Below are 19,984 nucleotides of genomic sequence, written 5' to 3' on the forward strand. Positions count from 1 at the left end.
AATTATTCTATTTTTCGACAAATTTAATCATGGCCTCCTTCCACCACTTTCCATAGGGATGTTCCCTTGTAGAGAAGTTAAATTTGTTGTGTCCTATGAGCACAGTCTGGGTATGTGTAAACTCCATAAAGCCCCACTTGCCGTGATAGGCTCCCATTCCTGAATGTCCAACACCATTAAAGGGAACGCCCTTAACCATCATATGAAGGCATACCTCATTTATGCAGCCGCCGCCAAATTGCATGGTACTCATGACCTTTTTGGCCCAGGAGATATTCCTTGTGAACAGGTACAGGGAAAGGCCGTGCTCTCTGCGTTCTATCGTGTCAATCAGTTCATTTATTTCACTGTCCTTGTAGGGCACTATAGGCAGCAGCGGGCAGAAAAGCTCCGTCTGAACTATAGGTTCATCAATATCCACAGGATAGATCACGGTAGGAGAAAACTTAAAGGTCTTATCATTTCCGTTTCCTCCAAAATATATCCTGTCTTTATAGTCTTCAGCATATTTTTTGCACTTATTATAAGCTGCTTCGTTTATGAGCTTGGGATAATCAGGATTTTCTACAGGATTCTCCCCGATCTGCCTGATAACGGCCTTTTTAAGCTCCGCCAGGAACTCCTCCGCAACCTCCTGAGCCACCGCTACCTGGTTGATGTTGATGCAGATCTGCCCGGCATTAAGAGCCTTAAAGAAGGCTATTTTTCTTGCAGCGTCCTTTATATCCGCATCCTTCCTGATAATGCACCAGTTTCCTGTCTCTCCTCCCAGCTCCAGAGCTGTAGGAGTGAGATTTTTCGCCGCCATCTCCAGAACGTGAACTCCAACCTTGGGTGATCCGGTGTAAAAGATCTTGTCAAAACGCTGGGAAAGACACATATCCGCCACATCATGACCGCCGTCAATAACCGCCACATACTTTGCAGGGAAAATCTTCTCCACGATCTCCTTTATAATCTTCGAGCAGGCCACACATTTGGAGCTGGTCTTTATGACTGCGGTATTTCCACCGGAAATGCAGGCCGCCAGAACCCCCAGAGACAAAATAACAGGGAAATTATAGGGGCTTACAATAAGGCTGACACCGTAGGGCATCTTGTACACCTTGGTTATGATGCTGGGAAAACAGTGTATTCCGCTAAAATGAGTCTCAGGTTTTGCCCATCTCTCAAGGCCCCTAATCATCTCATTGGTCTCCAGGATCACCGTTGCCACATCACAGAAATATCCCTCAATGGGAGCTCTGCCAAGATCCTCATGCAACGCATCTTCCAGTTCTTTCTGATGATCCATAATCGCTTTCTTAAGGGTCTTAAGCCGTCTTATCCTCCAGTTTACATCAAGAGTTTTTCCTGTTCTGAAAAACTCCCTCTGCTTTTCAACTATCTGTCGTATATTTTCTTCGTTATACATATAATTCCTCTTTTACTGCAGATCGCAGTACTCTCCGTATTCGCAGCCAACTCCCTCTGCGTAGATTTCATCTATAAGCTCTTCTTTGAATCCGAAAAGCGATCTTTTATAAAGCTTCAAGGTTCCGTATCCGGTGCCGCCGTTCCAGAGCCTGTTGTGCTTCTTAAATCCCGTAGGGGCCTCGTATCTGATGTTCAGCATATCTTTTTTCTTACATCTTATCCTGGTCTCCAGCCTGGCGTCTTTGGTTATCTGCATGACATTCCACTGGATCTCATCGGGAGTCTCCCTGCAGGTAAAAATGGTCCTTGAAAGGGTCCAGAACTTGGAGAAATTGAACTCATAGTCTTTTCCCTCATAATAGAACTCTCCAAGGAGCTTGCGATTAAGGGCCAGGAAAAAGATCTTGGGCCTTCCGCCGCCTATTTCGAAAACGCTGTTTTCAAGCTTCTTTCCCGTAATCTTACTGGTAAGATTATTGGACGAAAGCCACACCCAGGGACTGGTAAAATCTCCGCCCCAGTTCTTGTCGGAATAACCGTTGCAGGTCTCGGGCTTAAGAAGATACTTCACTCCGTTTAGTATAATCTCCCCTTCGAATTTTGTCTTCATGCCCTCAGCATGCCAGAACATCTCGAAAGCATTGATGGTTCTGAAAAACTTGCTTGCGCCATAGCCCACATGGAAGGCAATTTCTTTTTTGATATCAAAGTTCCAGCTAATGGACCCGGCATCGCTCATCCACTCCGGGTGAGCTGCCACATCCTCAGTGCTGACATTTATACTTCCCTCTGAATGAGTCTCACTGCACAGGCAGTCCGCTGCCTTTACGCTGTAGGGCGCATCTTTATGGATCTCCACATTCTTCAGGGAAAAGAATCTGTGAAGCTGGCCGTGGTCCTCTCCCCAAAAACCTGCGTTCACCATAAGATAAGATGGCTTTATTCCCTTCTTCTGTTTTTCAGGATCATTCCATACTATCACAGGCTGATCCTCTGCAAGAGCGGGATTACAGGTAAAAAACTCCACGTAAAAGGCCTTCTTTTCTCCGGTTCTTTCATTTTCCGCGGTCATTGAATGCCACCACCAGTCGTAGCCTCTTTTGGCCAAAGGGCCCCGAAGCATCCACTCATCTCTTGTAATATCATGAATATTTCCCACTTGTATTATCCTCCGCCTTTTACTTTCCCAGTTTCTCCGCAAGTTTCAGATCAAGAGCTGCCTTCTTCTCAAGGAATTTCTTGAGTCTCATTTTCTCCATGCCCCAATAGAAGCTCTTTACAGGCGGCAGAACGTCCATGAGTACCTTGGAGGGCTGGAAAATCTTGCAGGGATAAATGTGCTTCTTGGCCTCCGCAATGCCGCCTATCATGCGCTCTGCCACCACATCTGCCTTCTGAAGCGGGAAGGGCTGGCCCACATCAATTCCATCACCTCCCACCATAAAGAAGTTGGTGGCGGTGGAAACAGGATATACAGCCGTAAGCTTCATGTTCTTTGGAGCCTCCAGTCTTACCGCCTCCTGGAATCCCTTCATTGCAAATTTAGTGGCTGCATACAGCGCATAGCCGGGAATAGCCATTTCACCCATGGCAGAAATAGTAAAGACCATATGCCCCGGGCGGCCCTTTAAATGCTCAAGATACTTGGTGTATGTGTATATAGGTGATATCGTATTCAGGTTAAAAATATTCTGAACGCGGTCCCAGTTTACATAGTCAAGCTTCTCATAATAGGGTGCTCCGGCGTTGGCAATAAGAATATCGATCTTGCCAAGGATGCTCTGGGCCTTTTCCATAAAGGCATCAACCCCCTCTTTTGTGCTTACGTCGCAGTTAAAAAGATGCACGTTTTTGCCGTAGCCCGTGAGCTTCTCAATGGTTCTTGAGGTAGCAAAGATCCTGTTGTGGTTTTCAGGAGCTGAGAGTCTATCCAGAAGCTCTTTTCCAATACCGCTGGAAGCACCGGTAATTACGATGTTCTTCCCCCTTACAAGTTTGATCTTCCTTTTGATACTCTGCTTTGTTACCGGATTCATTCTGTTCATAGCTTTCCCCCTTATAATCTCATTACCGCATCATAGGCATCGTGACAGGCATGGGCTATGGTTCCCGATGTGTTCGCATCCCCTACTTTATATACATCCCTCATGCCAAGCTCCGAAAGTTCCGAGTAGAGGCTATCTACCGGGGTCACTCCAAGAGCATTTACCACCACATCCGCTTTTATCTTTTTCTGTTTTCCGCTTCTTACTTTCTCTAAAAGAACACCTTCCCCATCTACTGAAAGAAGCTTTGTTCCGGTCATAAACTTTACTTTTTTGCCCTTTAGTCTTTCCATGGCATCGTCCACCAGCTGGAACCAGGTCCCCGGAGCCACAGCATCTGCCATTTCAACTACGATTACTTTATTGCCCTTTTCGCAAAGGACTTCGCAGGTCTCAAGACCTGTCATTCCGGAGCCTGCCACGATCACATTGCTGTTTTCTATCTTTCTTTTTCCAAGAAGCACATCCACAGCGGTAGCCGTATTATCACCATCAAGCCCCTCTATGGATCTTGGGAAAAGAGGCTTTCCACCGGCGGCGATTAATACCACGTCGGGATTCTTATCGGCGATTTCCCTGGCGGTTATTTCTTTTCCGAGGTTAACCTTTACTCCCAGCTTGCGGGCCGCCGTCAGAAGGTCTTCAACGCACCAGTACAGTCTCTCCTTATTTATTCCGGAGGATGCAGCAATCACCTGGCCTCCGGCCTTTTCTTCTTTTTCAAAAAGCTCTACTTCATAGCCTCTCATGGCAAGGGTCTTGGCTGCGGTGAGACCCGCAGGTCCTGCTCCAACCACCAGTGCTTGCCGGCCTGACTTTTCCTTCGGCATGCTATAGTATGCTCTTTCATCGGCTATGCTCATATTGAGAGCACACTCTCCGGGAAGGCCTTTCCCCGCATTGGTCATAAAGGACCTGATGCAGTTAAGACAGCCGATGCACCTTTGAATATCCTCGGGATGGCCGCTCTCGGCCTTTTGGGCCCAGTGGGGATCACAGATAAAGGTTCTGGCGGAAGCCACAAAATCCTGATATCCCTCCCTTAGCTGTCTTTCCGCCTGCTCAGGCTCTCTTATAACATTGGCTGCTATCACGGGGATCTTCACCGTCTCCTTGATTGCCTTTGCCAGATACTTCCTCCATCCAGGCTCATAGGTTGTGGGCTCAAGCCAGCAGTTATATACATCATAACCTGCGCTGGATACGTTTATGGCATCAACGCCAAGCTCCTCAAGGCGCTTTGCAATCCTTTTGCCATCCTCAAGGTTATAGCCCCGGTCAGGAAGTCCAATGCGGGCATACATCTCATCCACAGTGAGCCTTACGATCAAGGGATAGTCCCTGCCGCAGCGCTCCTTTATTCCTGTAACGATTTCCTCAAGGAAGCGCAGACGATTCTCGAAGCTGCCCCCATATTCGTCTGTTCTGAAATTTGTATAGGGGGATAAAAATTGTTGTATAAGATATCCGTGAGCGCCGTGAAGCTCCACCGCGTCAACACCAGCCTTTTTGCACCTTTCGGCGGCATCGATGAAATCACGGATAAGCTGTCGTATCTCCTTTTTGCTCATCTCATGGAGTCTTGCGGCGCCATGGGGAGCCTTGGGACAATTAGAAGGTGCCTGTACGGAAAAACAAATGCCCTTTTCCTCCATGCCAAGAAGAAGCGGAGTACATTTGTACATCAGATTCATGAACTGTGGGATTCTCTCAGCCACGGGAATGACCATGGGAAGGGAATTGATGGAACTGGCAAGGCCCTGTCTTCCCGCATGATGAAGCTGTATAGCCAGCTTGGCGCCGTGACTGTGGATCTTATCGGCCATTTTGCGCATTGGTTCAATATGATAGTCATGACTCATGGCCAGCTGGGTGTAGGTGGCAGCTCCCGCCATGTCATTAACTCTGCAGATTCCGGGAATAATAAGTCCCACACCTCCCTTTGCCCTTTCCTCATAATAATCGGACAAAGTATCCGTGACCTTGCCGCTTGGCTCTCCCAGACTGAACTCTGCGGCGCACATAACGATTCGGTTCTTAACGGTCATAGTTCCAATGTTCATTGGACTAAATAAAAGATCGTACATATTATCCCCCACACACTTTGTTATATTAATATCATTATACACGATAAATCATTTGCTTATCTTATAAATTCTTGCCTCATAGGGCCTTAAAAGGCCATGTCGTGCCTCAAGAAGATGTGCATCATCCTTTATCTGCTGCAAGATATTCTCATGGGTTCTGTCTGTTTTTCTCGGATAATTGCATAGTACCAGCTTCTTCTTTTTGCTGACGTATTTATCAGGCAGATGCAGTCTTACCGGAACCCCCGCGAAAGAGCAGACGATAAGGTATACCTCATCATCAAGAGCTCTCTCATACATATAGATATTCTTGTCCTTGCGGTTATACTCCTTATATTTGCCGTAAAGCAGGGTCTGTGAGCTCTTCCTGAGCTTCAGGCATCTCCTGTAGAAATTAAGGATGCTGTATTCATCGTTTTCCTGGGAAGCCACATTTATCCTTTTATAATTGGGATTAACATAGAACCAGGGACGAGCCTTGGAAAAGCCCGCATTCTCACTATCATCCCACTGCATAGGTGTCCTGGCGGAATCCCTGCTGGAGAGATGTATTCTGTGAAGTCTCCTCTCGGGATCCTCCTTAAGGTGGTAGGAGTAATAATTGTTCTTGGAAGAAACATCCACATACTGCTCAATGGAAGCCAGGCGGATATTGGTCATGCCAATCTCCTGTCCCTGGTAGATAAAAGGCGTGCCCTTCTGGAAAATATAGCTTGCAGCCAGCATGGTTCCGCTCTCTCTCCAGTAGATTGAGCTTCCGTAACGGCTTATGATCCTGGGATGATCGTGATTTTCCAGGTACAAAGCATTCCAGCCGTCATCCGCCAGAGCATACTGCCACTTGGAAAAGGCCTTTTTCAGCTTGGTCAGGGAAAAGGGTCTGTGGATATATTCTGTCAGCATACAGTCCGCCATCATATGATCAAAGGAAAACATCATATCGAGGCTCTTGGTGGGGCCGGTCAGGTACTTCTTTGCGGATTTCACTGTGGTCATGGGGCCTTCCCCCAGCTGGAAGCAGTCATACTCCTGACAGACCTTGCGAAATTCAGCCATATATTCATGGATATGAGGGCCGTCCTTGTAATGGTTCATGCCCTTGGCTGCCGGAAGAAGCGGTATCCCGTCCGGCAGACCCTCTCTTTTGGAGATAAAGTTGATGACATCCTCTCTGAAGCCGTCAACCCCCATATCCAGCCAGAACCGCATAATGCCCTTAACCTCCTCACGGACCTTTGGGTTGTCCATGTTGAGGTCGGGCTGCTTCTTTGCAAAAATATGGAGATAATATTGTTCTCTTACTTCATCATATTCCCAGGCTTTCCCCTCAAACAGGGAATCCCAGTTATTGGGCTCATCTCTCCAGATATAATAGTCACTGTAGGGATTATCCTTACCTTTTCTGCTTTCAATAAACCACCTGTGCTCGTCCGAGGTGTGGTTTACCACCAGGTCCATTATGACCTTAAGCCCCAGTTCATGGGCCTTATTAAGGACCTTTTTAAAGTCCTCCAGCGTTCCGAAATCAGGATGGATATCCCTATAGTCAGAAATATCGTAGCCATAGTCCGCATTGGGAGAAGGATAGATCGGAGAAAACCATATTCCGTCCACCCCTAGGCTCTTAACGTAATCAAGCTTGTTATATACACCGATGAGATCTCCTATGCCGTCACCGTTTCCGTCCGCAAAGCTCCGGACCCAGATCTGATAGAAGCTCATCTCCTTATACCAGTCTTTTTTACTCATTCTCTGATTGTCCACTGATCTTTTTCCTCATCTCAGAAATATCATCACTGATGTTCTCAAAGTCCTCGGCAATTTCTTCTTTTATCTTCTCAAGTCTGTCACTGAATTTGATCCTTCTCTCCTCCACCGACTCCTCAAATTCCTCAAAGTTCTCTCTCATGCCCTCATAGAAATATCTTGGTGCATCAAATATCATCTCTGTGCTGTCCAAAATGATTCCCGTGGACTTAATAAGATATTCAAGGCTCTGATGCTTTCTGTGACCGAACACTCCGGCCCCGGACATCTCATGAAGCTCTCCGTATCTGTCGTGGGCTACTTTTACGGCATCCTCCCAGGAAATATAGATCTCATCCATGGCCCTTAGTCCCACTTCATCCATATGGGCCAGATCTTTTCCAATCTCCAGAAGAAGCTCCGCCATAGACTCGCCGTTTTCTTCGATTAAAAATCCGTTTCTGTCATGGGTTATGCCCTCTGCAGCGCAGGAGTCCTTTATCAGAACGCTGGCAAGTCCGCAGGCAGCGGCCTCCCTGACAACAATGCCGTTTGTATCATAGACAGACGGGAAAAGAAACAGATCCGCCCTGGTGTTCCAGGCTCTGAGCTTTTCTCTGTCATGGATAGGCCCTGTGAAGATCACCTTGCCTGTCATTTCGCTTTTCCCCTCGGTATGGACAATATTTCCGTCCTCCGTCACATCCAGGGAAATTCCGTAATCTTTTACAAGCTGCTGCATCTCTGCCGCATCGGCGCCTCCGCCTACAAATACACAGCGGTAATCCATTTTCTTTTCAGAAAGGATTCTCATGGCATCCACGATTATTGGAAGCCCCTTATACTTCATCATTCTTCCCACAAAAAGGAACACCGGAACTCCCTCCGGAAGATCAAAATCCTTGGTAGTCTCTGCAACTATATCCTGAGGAATCCTTCCCTTAGGGAAGTCAACGCCGTTATTCATAACCCGGTATTCCCCTTCATAGCCCAGGGATCTTAAGTTCTCACCGGCACCTTCAGAAACAACCCACACATCATCGCAGGCCTCGATATTGCTTATCATGGTCTTAATGGTCTCCTGCTTAAGGAAGCCCTCTCCCACAGCCCTTGCTATATCCACGTCGAACTTGGTGTGATAGGTAAAAACAAGGGGTGATCCTGTCTGTTTTCTGAGGATCCTGCCCATAATGGTAGAAGCCGCAGGACAATGAGTATGTATAATATCCGGCTCAAACTCTGCCATCTGTGCTATTTCTCTAATGGACAGCGGATTTCCGGTGCGATAACCCTTAACAAAATCCGTAGTGTCAAAGCTGGGATAAGCTACAACTCTATAGGGATAGCCGTCATACTTGCCCTCAGGATATCTTGGGGTTCCCACAACAACATTTTCTCCCAGTTCCTGAGTAAGCACCCTTCCGTAATTCATTACAACATTTGCAACGCCGTCTATAACCGGCGGAAAAGAGTCATTAAGTAAGCAGATATTCATATAAAATCCTCTCTTTTGTTTATACATTTAAGGCTTTTATGGCATATATTTTTATTATATTACAAAATTTGTGCTAAAATGTTGTATTAAGGACAAAAAATCATTTATGAGGGGAGAAAAACAATGGCCAGAAAACAAAGTGTTGAAAGAGCAAACGAACTTACCGGCGGCTTTGCTAAAGCTCAGAAGACAATTGTAGTTCAGTTTAGGGAAAAAGAACGTAAAGCAGACGATCTTTTGCAGCTTATCAAGCAGGATGCCCTATCCAAAGGCCTGAAGGATTCAGATTTCGAAAAGGTTGACGTCTATATCAAGCCCGAGGAACAGAAAGTATTCTACGTTATCAACAATGATGTAAACGGCAGCGTGGATTTTTAAGGTTTTAGGAGGAGGGAGAAATGGCAACAGTCTTTGTTGTAGCTAATCAAAAAGGCGGTATCGGAAAAAGTACCACCGCAACCAATCTTGCCGGAATTCTGGGGAAGAAGGCCAAGACACTTCTTATCGATGCTGATCCCCAGGGAAACAGCACCAGCACCTATGAAGCTAAGGTAGAGGATGTGGCAACTCTCTACGACGTAATAATCGACTCGGATAAGCTACCCATCAAGGAAGCCATCCAGCACACTGAAAACGGCGACATCGTAGCCTCCGACCCGCTTCTTGTCAAAGCTGAGAAGATGCTTGACGGAGATGTGGAGGGCTTTTACAGATTAAAGGATGCCCTGGACGCTCTTGATGACTACAAATACATAGTGATCGACACTGCGCCTTCGCTTAATATCATACTTTACAACTGCCTTATCGCCGCAGACAAGGTGATCATACCGGTTACTGCAGACTCCTACGCAATGCAGGGAATCCAGCAGCTTTACGACACCATAATGGCAGTAAAGCGCAGACAGAACAGAGATCTCACCATAGCAGGCCTCCTGCTGGTAAGATATTCCGGACGTTCCAATCTGGAAAGGGAAACCAGGGAAAATATCGAGGCCAGCGCTAAAGAGATGAACACCAGGCTCTTTAAGACAGTTATCAGAGAGTGCGTCAAGACCAAGGAGGCCCAGGAACAGAAAAAGCTCCTTATCGACTATGCACCCAAGTGCAATACCTGCCTGGACTACATAGATTTCTCACAGGAGCTTCTGAAAGTAAAATAAAAGATAAAAAGGCGGTTTGACTCAAGTCAAATCGCCTTACTTTTTATTCAAACTGATCATCCTCGATAACACAGAGGATATCGTTAAGTACATGAAGATATCTGCCGGTCAGTTCCAGCATCTCCTGAACCTGATGGATGCTGATACCCAGTGCATTGGCAATCATCTCTATGAACTGGCTTTCTTTTTCGTCGAAGTCTCCGTCTGCAAAGATAAGACCTATTATCTCAAAAACTACAATCTTCCTGCTTCTTATGTCAGAATCCTGAAAACAGGCAAGAACCCCCTCCAGGGTATGGGCATGGCTCATGGGAAGCGGAATCCCCATCTCAGCACAATATTGTTCTATAGTTATCTCCTCTTCCTCACTGACACTGCCATTGCATGCCGCAGCCAGTCTCGCCAGGTCGATGAAGGCTTCTTTTTCATTCTCTTTAAGTAAATGTAAAAACATAGGCCACTTCCTTTTAGGTGAATATAAAACCATTATACAATAGTAAAAGGGCTTTCGCATCAATTTGCGAAAGCCCTTATGTTTACTTATTTTTTCTTTCCGTATACCTGACACTCAATTGAAGACTTCGTTCCGGCGCCATCATTTTCCTGTACTGTAAGATTTACAGTTCCTGCCTTATGTGCTATAAAATGAGCCAAATAGTATGTTCTGCCTTTATATGTCTGAGGTACACACTCTACTTCTAATATATTTTTGTTACTGCTTGTGATGTTATATTTTGTAGGACAAACGATTGTCTCAGGATGTCCAACAACACCTGTAACCAGACCGTCATAGCCTGCATCTACTTTAACATAGATTTTGAACCATCTTGAACTCTGAGGGAATCCAAACATTTTAGGTCTCTGACAAATTTTTACAGATCTTGAAGTCATATGTGCATCAGAGCCGTCTGCAGCTGTTGCCTCTGCTTTAACAGTTACGTACTCAAGCTCAACTTTGTTAACAGTTGTAGATCCGAGCAATCCCAAGCCCTGAAGATAACTGATTGCATTGGACTTAGCAGAAATTTTGCCGCCTTTTACTGTAGCAACCTTTTTAACAATATTTTGATCCTTGATCTCGGCTCCATTAGGAAGATATACATGAACTTTCCATGTTACCTTTTTGCTGCTTGGTTTAAGGCCATTGACACCATATACTGTTTTCTTAAATTTGTATGAAGATCCGGTAACAAATGCATCCTGGGTACGCTTACCAACACTAGGTGTAACTGCAATACTATCTACAGGAACAACAACCTTAACACTGATAGTAACCTTTTTTCCTGAACCATCAGCAGCTGAAGCTGTAACTTTTGCTGATCCCTTACCACGAGCTGTTATAGTCACATTATTATTGCTTCTGGAAATACTTACAACCTTCTCATTTGAAGACTTGAAATTAACAAGTGAACTATTCTCAACTTTAACTGATACTGTTCCTGAAGTTTTAATTGATCCTCTTGCAGCAACTCCAAGCTTAAGTGACTTCTGAGAAGCGCTAATAGTTTTTGTCTTTGTAACAACCTGAACTGTACAATTTTTGCTAACGCTTCCTGATCTCGCGGTAACTGTAAATGTCTTATTTTCAGCTACAGTTTTATCTACTTTTACAACACCTTTATTAGACACTGTAACACCGGCATTGGCAGGTGAAACAGTCCATGTTAAGGACTTGGTGGAAGCACCCTTGTTGCCCTTGGCTGTAATCTTGCAGCTGCCGCCCTTAGGTGCATAAAAAACGCCCGCAGCACTTGAATAGTTTTTGCCACTAAATGTAAGAGATGTTAAAGGCTGTTTACCGGCTGTTACATTAGCGCCAAGAAGTTTGCTTACATTGATAACTCCGGTACCATTCTCTGAATTCTCATTAACATCAGTAGAAGCCACAAGGAGATTCTTCATAGCTTCAGGAGAAACATGGCCATACTTGGTCATATAAAGAGCTGATGCACCTGCTACAACAGAAGAAGCAAGTGCTGAACCGCTAGCCATTACATAGCTGTTGTCTGTGTCTGTTGTCAAGATGTCGGAACCGGGAGCTGCGATGTCGCTGTTTACAACTGCCTGTGCATCGCCATCCTTACCAACTGCTGATACTGAAATTACATTCGCATAAGCTGCAGGATAAGTAGCTGCCTCATCACTTCCCACTGCTGCTACCATTGTTACGCCTGCTTCATATACTTCATCAATTACGCTTGCCATCTGAGGATCGATATTTGATCCGCCAAAGCTCATGTTGATTACATCAGCCTTTGCGAGAACTGCAGCACGGAGCTGAGTCATTACGCTTGCTGATGAAAGATCTGACTTAAGGTTTAAGAGCTGTACGCCTGGAGCAATACCTGCGCCGCCGTTCTCATTAAACTCTGCACCGATAACGCCTGCAACCATTGTTCCGTGGTTTCCGTCGAAATCAGCATCATTTACCAGGTTGAGTTCTGCGATATCTGCGATACCGTCATCGATTACTGCTACAATTACATCAGCAGTCTTGGCAAGACCATCTCTTCCAAGATCCATCCATGCTGAATAGGAATCAACCATATCGTGATGCCACTGGTATGCAGAAGCTGCTGCATTAAGATAAGGCTCAGAAGCAAACTCAATATCTGCCTCTTCCTCTTCTGTTTCTTCTGAAGCATCCTCAAACTCTTCTGCCTCTGCTACATCTTCTGCAACAACATCCTCTGAAACCTCTGTAGTCTCAAGTTCCTCTACATCAAAGAAATAATTTGGAGTAACTACAGGAAGATTGATATTCTCAACAAATGCGCAGCTGTAAGCATCCTCTACGCTTACCTCTGACACAGAAAGATCAATTACCGCAACACCGTTCTCAAAACTCTTAAGAGTTCCGCCAAATGCAGCTGCAACCTCCTCTGCGTGCTCAGCGGTCTCTGAAAGGAATACTACCTCATCCTTAGCATAATCCCTGCCCTCTGTGAGCAATGAGAAGTTAGCAAAATATTCATTTTTCTTTGCAATGGAATCTGCCTTGATAGAAGCCTCTGACTCTGTGAGCTCATAGTTCTCAGGCATTCCCACAACGCCCTCAGGAAGCTCTGCTGCAGCCTCAGTAGCAGCTTCCTCAGCCTCATCTAAAGCTTCAAGAATTACTTCGCCATCTTCTACAGAATCTGTTTCCTCTGTAGTTTCTACGTCTGAATCTTCAACTGCTTCTTCTGAATCCTCTGTATCCTCAGAAAAAGCTTCCTCGATGCCCCCAACCTCTTCTTCTGTCTCCTCGACGTCCTCATCAAATACAAGTGCATCCGCGTCTTCGACCTCTTCAAAAAGATCAACATCAGTGTTCTCTACATCTGCGGCTGCTACATACTGGGTCTGTCCAATAAGCATTGCTGCAGAAAGAGTCGCAGCCATAAACTGCTTAAACTTTTTTTGAAACATTCTTTCATCCTCCCTAATAAAACAACTTCCGTCATTCTATAGAAAAAATCTGGTGTTTTCAACCTTTTTCACAGAAAAAACACAGAAAAGACACAGATAAAATTCTCATAGAATTTCGTTAAAATCAACAACAAAATTACAACATTCAATCACGAAAAATAAGACATTTTAATTGCTACATTTTGGTATAATGGTGACAGGAACATATTATTTCCGGAAGGTGGGTGAGCAAATCTTATGAGAACTGAAGATGACGTTAGGAAGAAATTGCAGGATGAAATAGATACATATCTGACATGCCCAAAGTTTTCTGTGGAGGAGCATGCTCACAATATCACCATGCTGGCCTGGGTTCTGGACGTCACAGATATGGAGCTTAGTGATCTGATCAAGGAATCTGAGAATGCATTTCTTGGATGAGATTTGAAATAATATTAGACGAAAATAAAAACAGGAATCTGCTAAGAATATCAAAGCAGATTCCTGTTTATTTTTTTGATTACTTTATATTACTTGTTTACTTCGCAGTATAAGAAGTACTTGTATCCGAGAGGACTTGAGAAGAAGCCCTTTACGCTGTCGTCGATCATGTAAAGATCTGTGTAGTAGTAGATAGGGCAGATACATCCTGTTGACATAAGAAGGTCCTCTGCTCTGTGCATAAGTGCATAACGTGTCTTGGAATCTGTGCACTTCTTGACAAGGCCGATGATAACATCATAGGTGTCAGCCCAGGTTCCGTTCTCAACCTTAACATCATAGCCAAGGTCTGTAAGGTCAAGGCTGTAAGCTGCTACAGAAGCATTGTCGCCCTTACCGAACTGAACGTCGTTGTTACCGGAAGCTGTTGTCCACATATCAAGGAAGGAAATAGGATCGTTGTAGTCACCGAGCCATCCGTTACGCGCGATTGAGTAGTTACCTGCTTTACGTGTATCAAGGAATGTAGCCCACTCCTGGTTCTCAAGGTTCATTGTGATGCCGATGCCTGCAAATGTTGACTGGATAGCCTCACCGATGGCCTTGTGTCCCTCAGATGTGTTGTAGAGGTATGTAAGTGTAGGGAAGTCGGAGAATGTTCCTGAAGCTTCGTCATAGGTGTAATACTTCTTAAGTGTATCAATTGCTGATGCCCAGTTTGCTTCATAAGCTGCTGTAGAAACATCATAGTATCCAACGTATCCTGAACCGTTACCTGCATTCTGATAGAACTCTGTTCCGTCAGCATCTGTAAGACCCATAGCAACGAAGGAAGAAGCAGGAACCTGTCCGCCCTGTGCAATGTCGTTTACGATGTGATTTCTGTCGATAAGAAGTGCAAGAGCATTTCTGATCTCATTCTCTGCGTTAGCCTTGTCAGCGCCTGTAAGTGTGCTTGACTCAGGAAGGATATTCTCGTTGATGTTCCAGCATACATAGTAAGTACCAAGCTGACCAGCTGTTACGAACTCTGTAGGATATTTTGTCTTAAGGTTTGCGATCTCGTTGGTAGGAACGTCATCGATGAACTGCCAGTCGCCGTTTTCGAAGTTAGCCAGCTGGTTGTTGGCATCATCTGAAAGGTAGAAGTTGATCTCGCCCATCTTAACTGATGCAGCATCAACGAACTTGTCATTCTTCTTAAGTGTGATAACTGAGTTGTGCTCCCAGCTTGTCATTGTATAAGCACCGTTGTTTACATAGGTTGAAGGATCTGTAGCCCATGACTCGTTAGCAACTACATCCTCACGTACAGGGAAGTATGTAGGGAATGCAAGAAGCTCATTCCAGTATGCAACAGGTGTTGTAAGAGTAACTTCAAGAGTCTTGTCATCTACAGCGTGAACATTGAGCTTCTCATCGCCTGTAGCGCCATCTGCCCAGATTGCTTCGTAGCCGTCTACTACTTCAAACATGTAACCATAGTCAGCTGCAAGAGCCTGTCCTGCTGCTCTGTTCCATGCAAACTCGAAATCAGCTGCCTTAACGGGCTGTCCGTCTGACCATGTAAGGCCGTCTCTGAGCTTGTAGGTATAAGTGATTGTTCCGTCTGCGTTCTCAACACCCTCAACAAGAGCCTCAGCGCAATCAGGCTGAATCTCAAGCTTGCCGCTGGCATCAAGCCCCCACTTAGCAAGACCTGCAAAAAGGTGGCTGATAAGTGTAGCTCCGTCTACAGCTGAGTTAAGTGCAGGATCAAGTGTTGCAGGCTCGGAAGCAAGACAAACGCTGATTGTGCTGCTGTTTGCGGTGTCTGCCTTCTGTCCGCAGGCTGCAAGGCTGAGAACCATGCATAAAACAAGTACTACTGATAATAACTTCTTTTTCATAATTACCCTCCTTAATATGAAGTTTTTTATTGAAAATATGGTTATGCCATATTTTTCATCAAGTAATATTGATCAGTTAAGTAAAATACCTTTCTTGATAGATGTCACATCCTCAGGATGATGACATGCAACAAAATGGCCTGTACTAAGTTCCTTAAGCTCCGGCATTGTCTCTGCACACTCCTCTGTTGCATAAGGACATCTGGTTCTGAAGGGACATCCCGAAGGTGCATTTAGCGGGCTTGGAATATCTCCCGAGAGAATGATTCTCTTGTTGGCTCTGGCAATCTTGGGATCCGGTACAGGAACCGAAGAAAGCAGTGACTTACTATAAGGGTGTATCGGATGATTGTAGATCTCATTGGCATCCGCCAGCTCCACCAGTTTACCCAGGTACATAACGGCAATCCTGTCACTGATATGTCTTACAACCAGAAGGTCATGGGCGATAAAAAGATATGTAAGTCCCAGCCTGTCCTGAAGCTCATCAAACATGTTGATGACCTGAGCCTGAATGGAAACGTCCAGGGCTGATACAGGCTCATCGCAGACAATGAACTCGGGATTAACCGCAAGGCTTCTGGCAATACCGATACGCTGTCTCTGTCCGCCGGAGAACTCGTGGGCGTATCTGGAAGCATGCTCTGAGTTAAGTCCTACATAGCTCATGAGCTCCAGGATTCGCTCTCTTCTCTCCTCTTTGGTGTTATAGAGCTTGTGGATATCCAGAGGTTCACCGATGATATCCGAAACTGTCATTCTTGGATTAAGGGATGAATAAGGATCCTGGAAAACCATGGTGGCTTTCTTTCGGAATTCCTTGATATCAGCCTCGGTCTTAATAAGCTTGCCATCATACCAGATCTCTCCGGAGGTGGGCTTATAGAGATTGAGGATTGTTCGTCCAACGGTGGTCTTACCGCATCCCGACTCTCCTACAAGACCTAAGGTCTCTCCCTTTTTAATTGCAAAAGAAACATCATCAACAGCCTTAAGAGGTCTTGTTTTAAAGAAACCCACATTAACATTGAAGTACTCTTTAAGGTGTTTTATCTCAACGAGATTTTTTGCTTCACTCATTAGCTTCACCACCTTCCATAGCCTTCTTTACGTTCATCCAGCAGGCTGCTGCGTGCCAGTCATTTATCTGCATACGTTCTGCTCTCTCACGAAGACATATCTTCATGGCAGCGTCGCATCTAGGTGCAAAAGGACATCCCTTTGGCATGTTCAAAAGATCGATAGGAGTACCTGTAATGGGCTCAAGCTTCTTACCTTCCTTGCCCTCTGTGGGGATGGAACGAAGAAGTCCCTTGGTGTACTCATGGCGGGGATTATAGAAAATCTCATCGGCGGTTCCCTGCTCACAGATGGAACCTGCATACATAACGATAACCTCATCGCACATCTGAGCCACAACTCCCAGGTCATGGGTAATCATGATAATGGCCATTCCCAGCTCTTCCTGCAGGGATCTCATAAGGTCAAGGATCTGGGCCTGGATTGTTACGTCAAGAGCTGTTGTAGGCTCGTCGGCAATAAGGATATCCGGCTCACAGGCCAGTGCCATGGCGATCATAACACGCTGTCTCATACCACCGGAGAACTCATGAGGATACTGATTCATTCTTTTTTCCGGCTCGTTTACATTAACGAGTTTCAACATCTCGATGGCGCGCTCTTTTGCCTGCTCCTTGTTTCTGTCAGTATGGAGAAGTATGGCCTCCATCAGCTGATGTCCGATGGTATAGGTAGGATTAAGACTGGTCATGGGGTCCTGGAAGATAATGGATACCTTGTTGCCCCTGACGGTCTTCATGACCTTCTCTCCTGCTCCCACCAGCTCCTGTCCGTCCAGCTTGATGGAACCGGATACTATTTTTCACGCTCCTGCGAGAATCTGCATTATGGAATATGCGGTTACGGATTTGCCGCTTCCGGACTCTCCGACTATTCCGAGGACCTTGCCTCTGTCCAGGTAAAAGGAAATACCGTTTACCGCTTTTACTTCACCTGCATCCGTAAAAAATGAGGTATGCAGATCTTTTACTTCTAATAAACTCATTTATATAGCCTCCAGATTAGGTGTCTAATTTAGGATCAAATGCATCTCTCAGGCCGTCACCGAACAGGTTCAGAGACAGAACGATAAGAGAAATAACAAGTGCGGGTATTACCAGTCTGTATGGATATGAGGAAATACCGTTAAGTGCATCAGATGCCAGAGATCCGAGAGATGGCATGGGTGCGTTAACACCAAGTCCCAGGAAGGAAAGGTAACTCTCCGTAAATATAGCGCTGGGGATCTGAAGTGCTGTTGAAATAATGATCACAGAGAAGCAGTTGGGAAGAAGGTGCTTTAAGATTATCCACTTTCCTCTTGCTCCCGCTGCCTGTGATGCAAGAACATATTCCTGCTCGCGAAGTGAAAGGATCTGTCCTCTTATAAGTCTTGCCATGGATACCCAGTAAAGGACACCGAAGACAATGAAAAGGCTTATGATGTTGGAGCCGATCTTGGCAAGGACAGTTCCGTCCAGGGCTCCCTCCATTACCACCTTAAGTACTGATGAAAGAAGGATAACCATCAGCATGTCGGGAAGGGAGTAGATGATATCTACGATTCTCATAATGATAAGATCCACTTTTCCTCCGGCGTAACCGGCGATGGAGCCAATGGTCATACCGATGATAAGTACGATGATACTTGCGAAAAAGCCAACTGCCAGTGAAATTCTTGTGCCGTAAACAACACGGATGAAATAGTCACGGCCCTGGGAGTCTGTTCCGAAGATGTGAGGAACGACACTCTCTCCGCTCTCTATTCTGGCAAGCTCCGAGGTTCCGTATTCGAAGGGCTTAAGATCCTTGAAGCTGTTGTCAACTGGCTTACCGGGTACCATACCCAACATCTGGTCATAGGAATAAGGCCAGAACATGGGGATAAAAATAGCTGCCAGTGTGATCAGAACTATTATAAAGAAGCAAACCGTTGCAACTCTGTTCTTTAAAAGTCTCTTGACGCTGTCCTTGAAAAAGGTGGATGAAGGACGCATCTGGACCATATATTCTTTTTCTTCATCGGTGGCAGGAAGAAAATCATCCATATTCACCTGTGTGCTAAGCTTTGTTATATCCATTTGAAGTATCTCCTGATTATTCTAATGTTATTCTCGGATCAACAACCTTATACATGATGTCACCCACAAGGTTCATGATAACGATAAGAGTTGCAAGTACAATGGTTGTGCCCATTACCAGAGGATAATCTCTACCGGTTATGCTGTTTACGAAGGCTCTGCCGATTCCGGGAACAGCAAATATCTGCTCAACAACCAGGGAACCTGTTACGATACCCGCAAGCATGGGGCCGAAATATGTGATTACAGGAATAAGTGAATTCTTAAGGGCATGTCCGAAAATAATCTTGGCTCCGGAAACACCTTTTGCCTTGGCTGTTCTGATGTAGTCCTGTCCGAGAACCTCCAGCATAGAGGATCTTGTAAGCCTGGTGATGTATGCCATTGGATAAAGAGATAGGGTAAGTATCGGGAGGAACAAACCGTTTCTTGATGCTCCGTTGGCCGGGAACCATCTGAGTTTAATGGCAAACAGTATCAGAAGCAGGGAACCCATGATAAACGAAGGCATCGATACAAAAGCCGTGGTTATTATCATAATGATCCTGTCTATAAGCTTATTTCTTCGAAGGGCCGCCACAGAACCGAGAACAACGCCGAAGATAAGTGCTATAAAAGCAGCGATGATACCGAGCTTGGCAGAGGTCTTCATTCCGTCGATGATAATGTCGTTAACATTACGGCCTCTCTGCTTAAGTGATGGTCCGAAGTCAAAACCTGTAACTATATCCTTGAGATATGTGAGGTACTGGACTCCCAGGGGCTTATCCAGTCCGTACTTAGCCTCCATGGCAGCCTTGACCGCCTCTGTTACAGCCTTCTCACCGGTGAAAGGGCCTCCCGGAACCGCATGCATTACAAAGAAGGTGACAGTGATTACCACCCAGATCGTAACGATTGCCAGGATTACTCTCTTAACAATGTACATAAGTGTTTTTGTGTTCATAAATCCTTAACCTGTCCTTTATTAGTATGATGCTTTGAATTGCCAACCCGTCAAAGCGTTACTTCTTTAACGTGTGAAATTTAAAAAATATACAATGACATACAAAAGCACATCATTGTACTCAGAACCATAAGATTGTACACAATCCAAGATTAAAAATGTGAAATTGTATACATGAATAATCACGTACAAACATGGATTATAATACGTTTCACGGGACTTTATGTCA

The 19,984-nt window shown here is 45.3% G+C and carries 15 protein-coding genes and 1 pseudogene; 3 read left to right on the forward strand and 13 right to left on the reverse strand.

Annotated features, from left to right (window positions below; translation table 11 throughout):
- Nucleotides 1–7: 7 nt before the first annotated feature.
- Genes T359_RS0102530 through T359_RS19045 form a run of 6 tightly spaced genes read right to left on the reverse strand, consistent with a single transcriptional unit; the run spans nt 8 to nt 8,789 of the window.
- The gene (locus T359_RS0102530; RefSeq protein WP_026516118.1) at nt 8–1,414 is read right to left on the reverse strand and encodes an aldehyde dehydrogenase family protein; all 1,407 of its coding nucleotides are present in this window, start codon (nt 1,412–1,414) and stop codon (nt 8–10) included.
- Between the two features lie 12 nt (nt 1,415–1,426).
- Entirely contained in the window at nt 1,427–2,575 is a 1,149-nt protein-coding gene (locus tag T359_RS0102535; protein WP_026516119.1) for a tocopherol cyclase family protein, read from the reverse strand.
- A gap of 19 nt (nt 2,576–2,594) precedes the next feature.
- Complete coding sequence (locus T359_RS19040; RefSeq protein WP_051544868.1) at nt 2,595–3,461, reverse strand: SDR family NAD(P)-dependent oxidoreductase; 867 nt, start codon at nt 3,459–3,461, stop codon at nt 2,595–2,597.
- Between the two features lie 11 nt (nt 3,462–3,472).
- Nucleotides 3,473–5,548: an NAD(P)/FAD-dependent oxidoreductase gene (locus T359_RS0102545; protein WP_035783478.1), complete on the reverse strand. Its 2,076-nt coding sequence runs from the start codon at nt 5,546–5,548 to the stop codon at nt 3,473–3,475.
- A 48-nt stretch (nt 5,549–5,596) separates the two neighbouring features.
- Entirely contained in the window at nt 5,597–7,312 is a 1,716-nt protein-coding gene (locus T359_RS0102550) for a glycoside hydrolase family 13 protein (protein ID WP_026516121.1), read from the reverse strand.
- Entirely contained in the window at nt 7,290–8,789 is a 1,500-nt protein-coding gene (locus T359_RS19045) for a glycosyltransferase (protein ID WP_051544870.1), read from the reverse strand. The genes T359_RS0102550 and T359_RS19045 overlap by 23 nt, the downstream gene beginning before the upstream one ends.
- Before the next feature lie 123 nt (nt 8,790–8,912).
- Between T359_RS19045 and T359_RS19050 the strand changes: the two genes are divergently transcribed.
- Nucleotides 8,913–9,167, forward strand: a complete 255-nt coding sequence (locus T359_RS19050; protein WP_035783480.1) for a DUF6465 family protein — start codon at nt 8,913–8,915, stop codon at nt 9,165–9,167.
- Nucleotides 9,168–9,187: 20 nt separating this feature from the next.
- On the forward strand, nt 9,188–9,949 hold the full coding sequence (locus T359_RS0102565) for a ParA family protein (protein ID WP_026516122.1): 762 nt from the start codon (nt 9,188–9,190) through the stop codon (nt 9,947–9,949).
- A 43-nt stretch (nt 9,950–9,992) separates the two neighbouring features.
- On the opposite strand, the gene T359_RS0102570 is transcribed toward T359_RS0102565, so the two are convergent.
- Both T359_RS0102570 and T359_RS0102575 read right to left on the reverse strand, forming a co-directional pair.
- Entirely contained in the window at nt 9,993–10,403 is a 411-nt protein-coding gene (locus T359_RS0102570) for a TerB family tellurite resistance protein (protein ID WP_026516123.1), read from the reverse strand.
- An 86-nt stretch (nt 10,404–10,489) separates the two neighbouring features.
- Entirely contained in the window at nt 10,490–13,360 is a 2,871-nt protein-coding gene (locus T359_RS0102575) for a S8 family serine peptidase (protein ID WP_026516124.1), read from the reverse strand.
- Nucleotides 13,361–13,597: 237 nt separating this feature from the next.
- On the opposite strand from T359_RS0102575, the gene T359_RS0102580 reads away from it, so the two are divergent.
- The gene (locus T359_RS0102580; RefSeq protein WP_026516125.1) at nt 13,598–13,780 is read left to right on the forward strand and encodes a hypothetical protein; all 183 of its coding nucleotides are present in this window, start codon (nt 13,598–13,600) and stop codon (nt 13,778–13,780) included.
- Nucleotides 13,781–13,869: 89 nt separating this feature from the next.
- Here T359_RS0102580 and T359_RS0102585 read toward each other — a convergent pair whose 3' ends face one another.
- The 5 genes and pseudogenes from T359_RS0102585 to T359_RS0102605 all read right to left on the reverse strand — a co-directional run bounded on the left by T359_RS0102585 (nt 13,870) and on the right by T359_RS0102605 (nt 19,755).
- Nucleotides 13,870–15,669, reverse strand: a complete 1,800-nt coding sequence (locus T359_RS0102585) for a peptide ABC transporter substrate-binding protein (protein ID WP_026516126.1) — start codon at nt 15,667–15,669, stop codon at nt 13,870–13,872.
- 72 nt (nt 15,670–15,741) lie between these two features.
- Nucleotides 15,742–16,749 carry an ABC transporter ATP-binding protein gene (locus tag T359_RS0102590; RefSeq protein WP_026516127.1) on the reverse strand — a complete coding sequence of 336 codons (1,008 nt, stop codon included), beginning with the start codon at nt 16,747–16,749 and terminating at the stop codon, nt 15,742–15,744.
- Nucleotides 16,742–17,734: pseudogene (locus T359_RS23325) on the reverse strand (ABC transporter ATP-binding protein). Before T359_RS23325 ends, T359_RS0102590 begins: the two are co-directional and overlap by 8 nt.
- Nucleotides 17,735–17,750: 16 nt before the next feature.
- Nucleotides 17,751–18,809, reverse strand: coding sequence for an ABC transporter permease (locus T359_RS0102600; protein WP_026516128.1), 1,059 nt, complete (start codon nt 18,807–18,809; stop codon nt 17,751–17,753).
- Nucleotides 18,810–18,825: 16 nt separating this feature from the next.
- Complete coding sequence (locus tag T359_RS0102605) at nt 18,826–19,755, reverse strand: ABC transporter permease (protein WP_026516129.1); 930 nt, start codon at nt 19,753–19,755, stop codon at nt 18,826–18,828.
- Nucleotides 19,756–19,984: the final 229 nt, after the last annotated feature.

Source organism: Butyrivibrio sp. MC2021, from assembly GCF_000621605.1.
Taxonomy (GTDB): Bacteria; Bacillota; Clostridia; order Lachnospirales; family Lachnospiraceae; genus Butyrivibrio.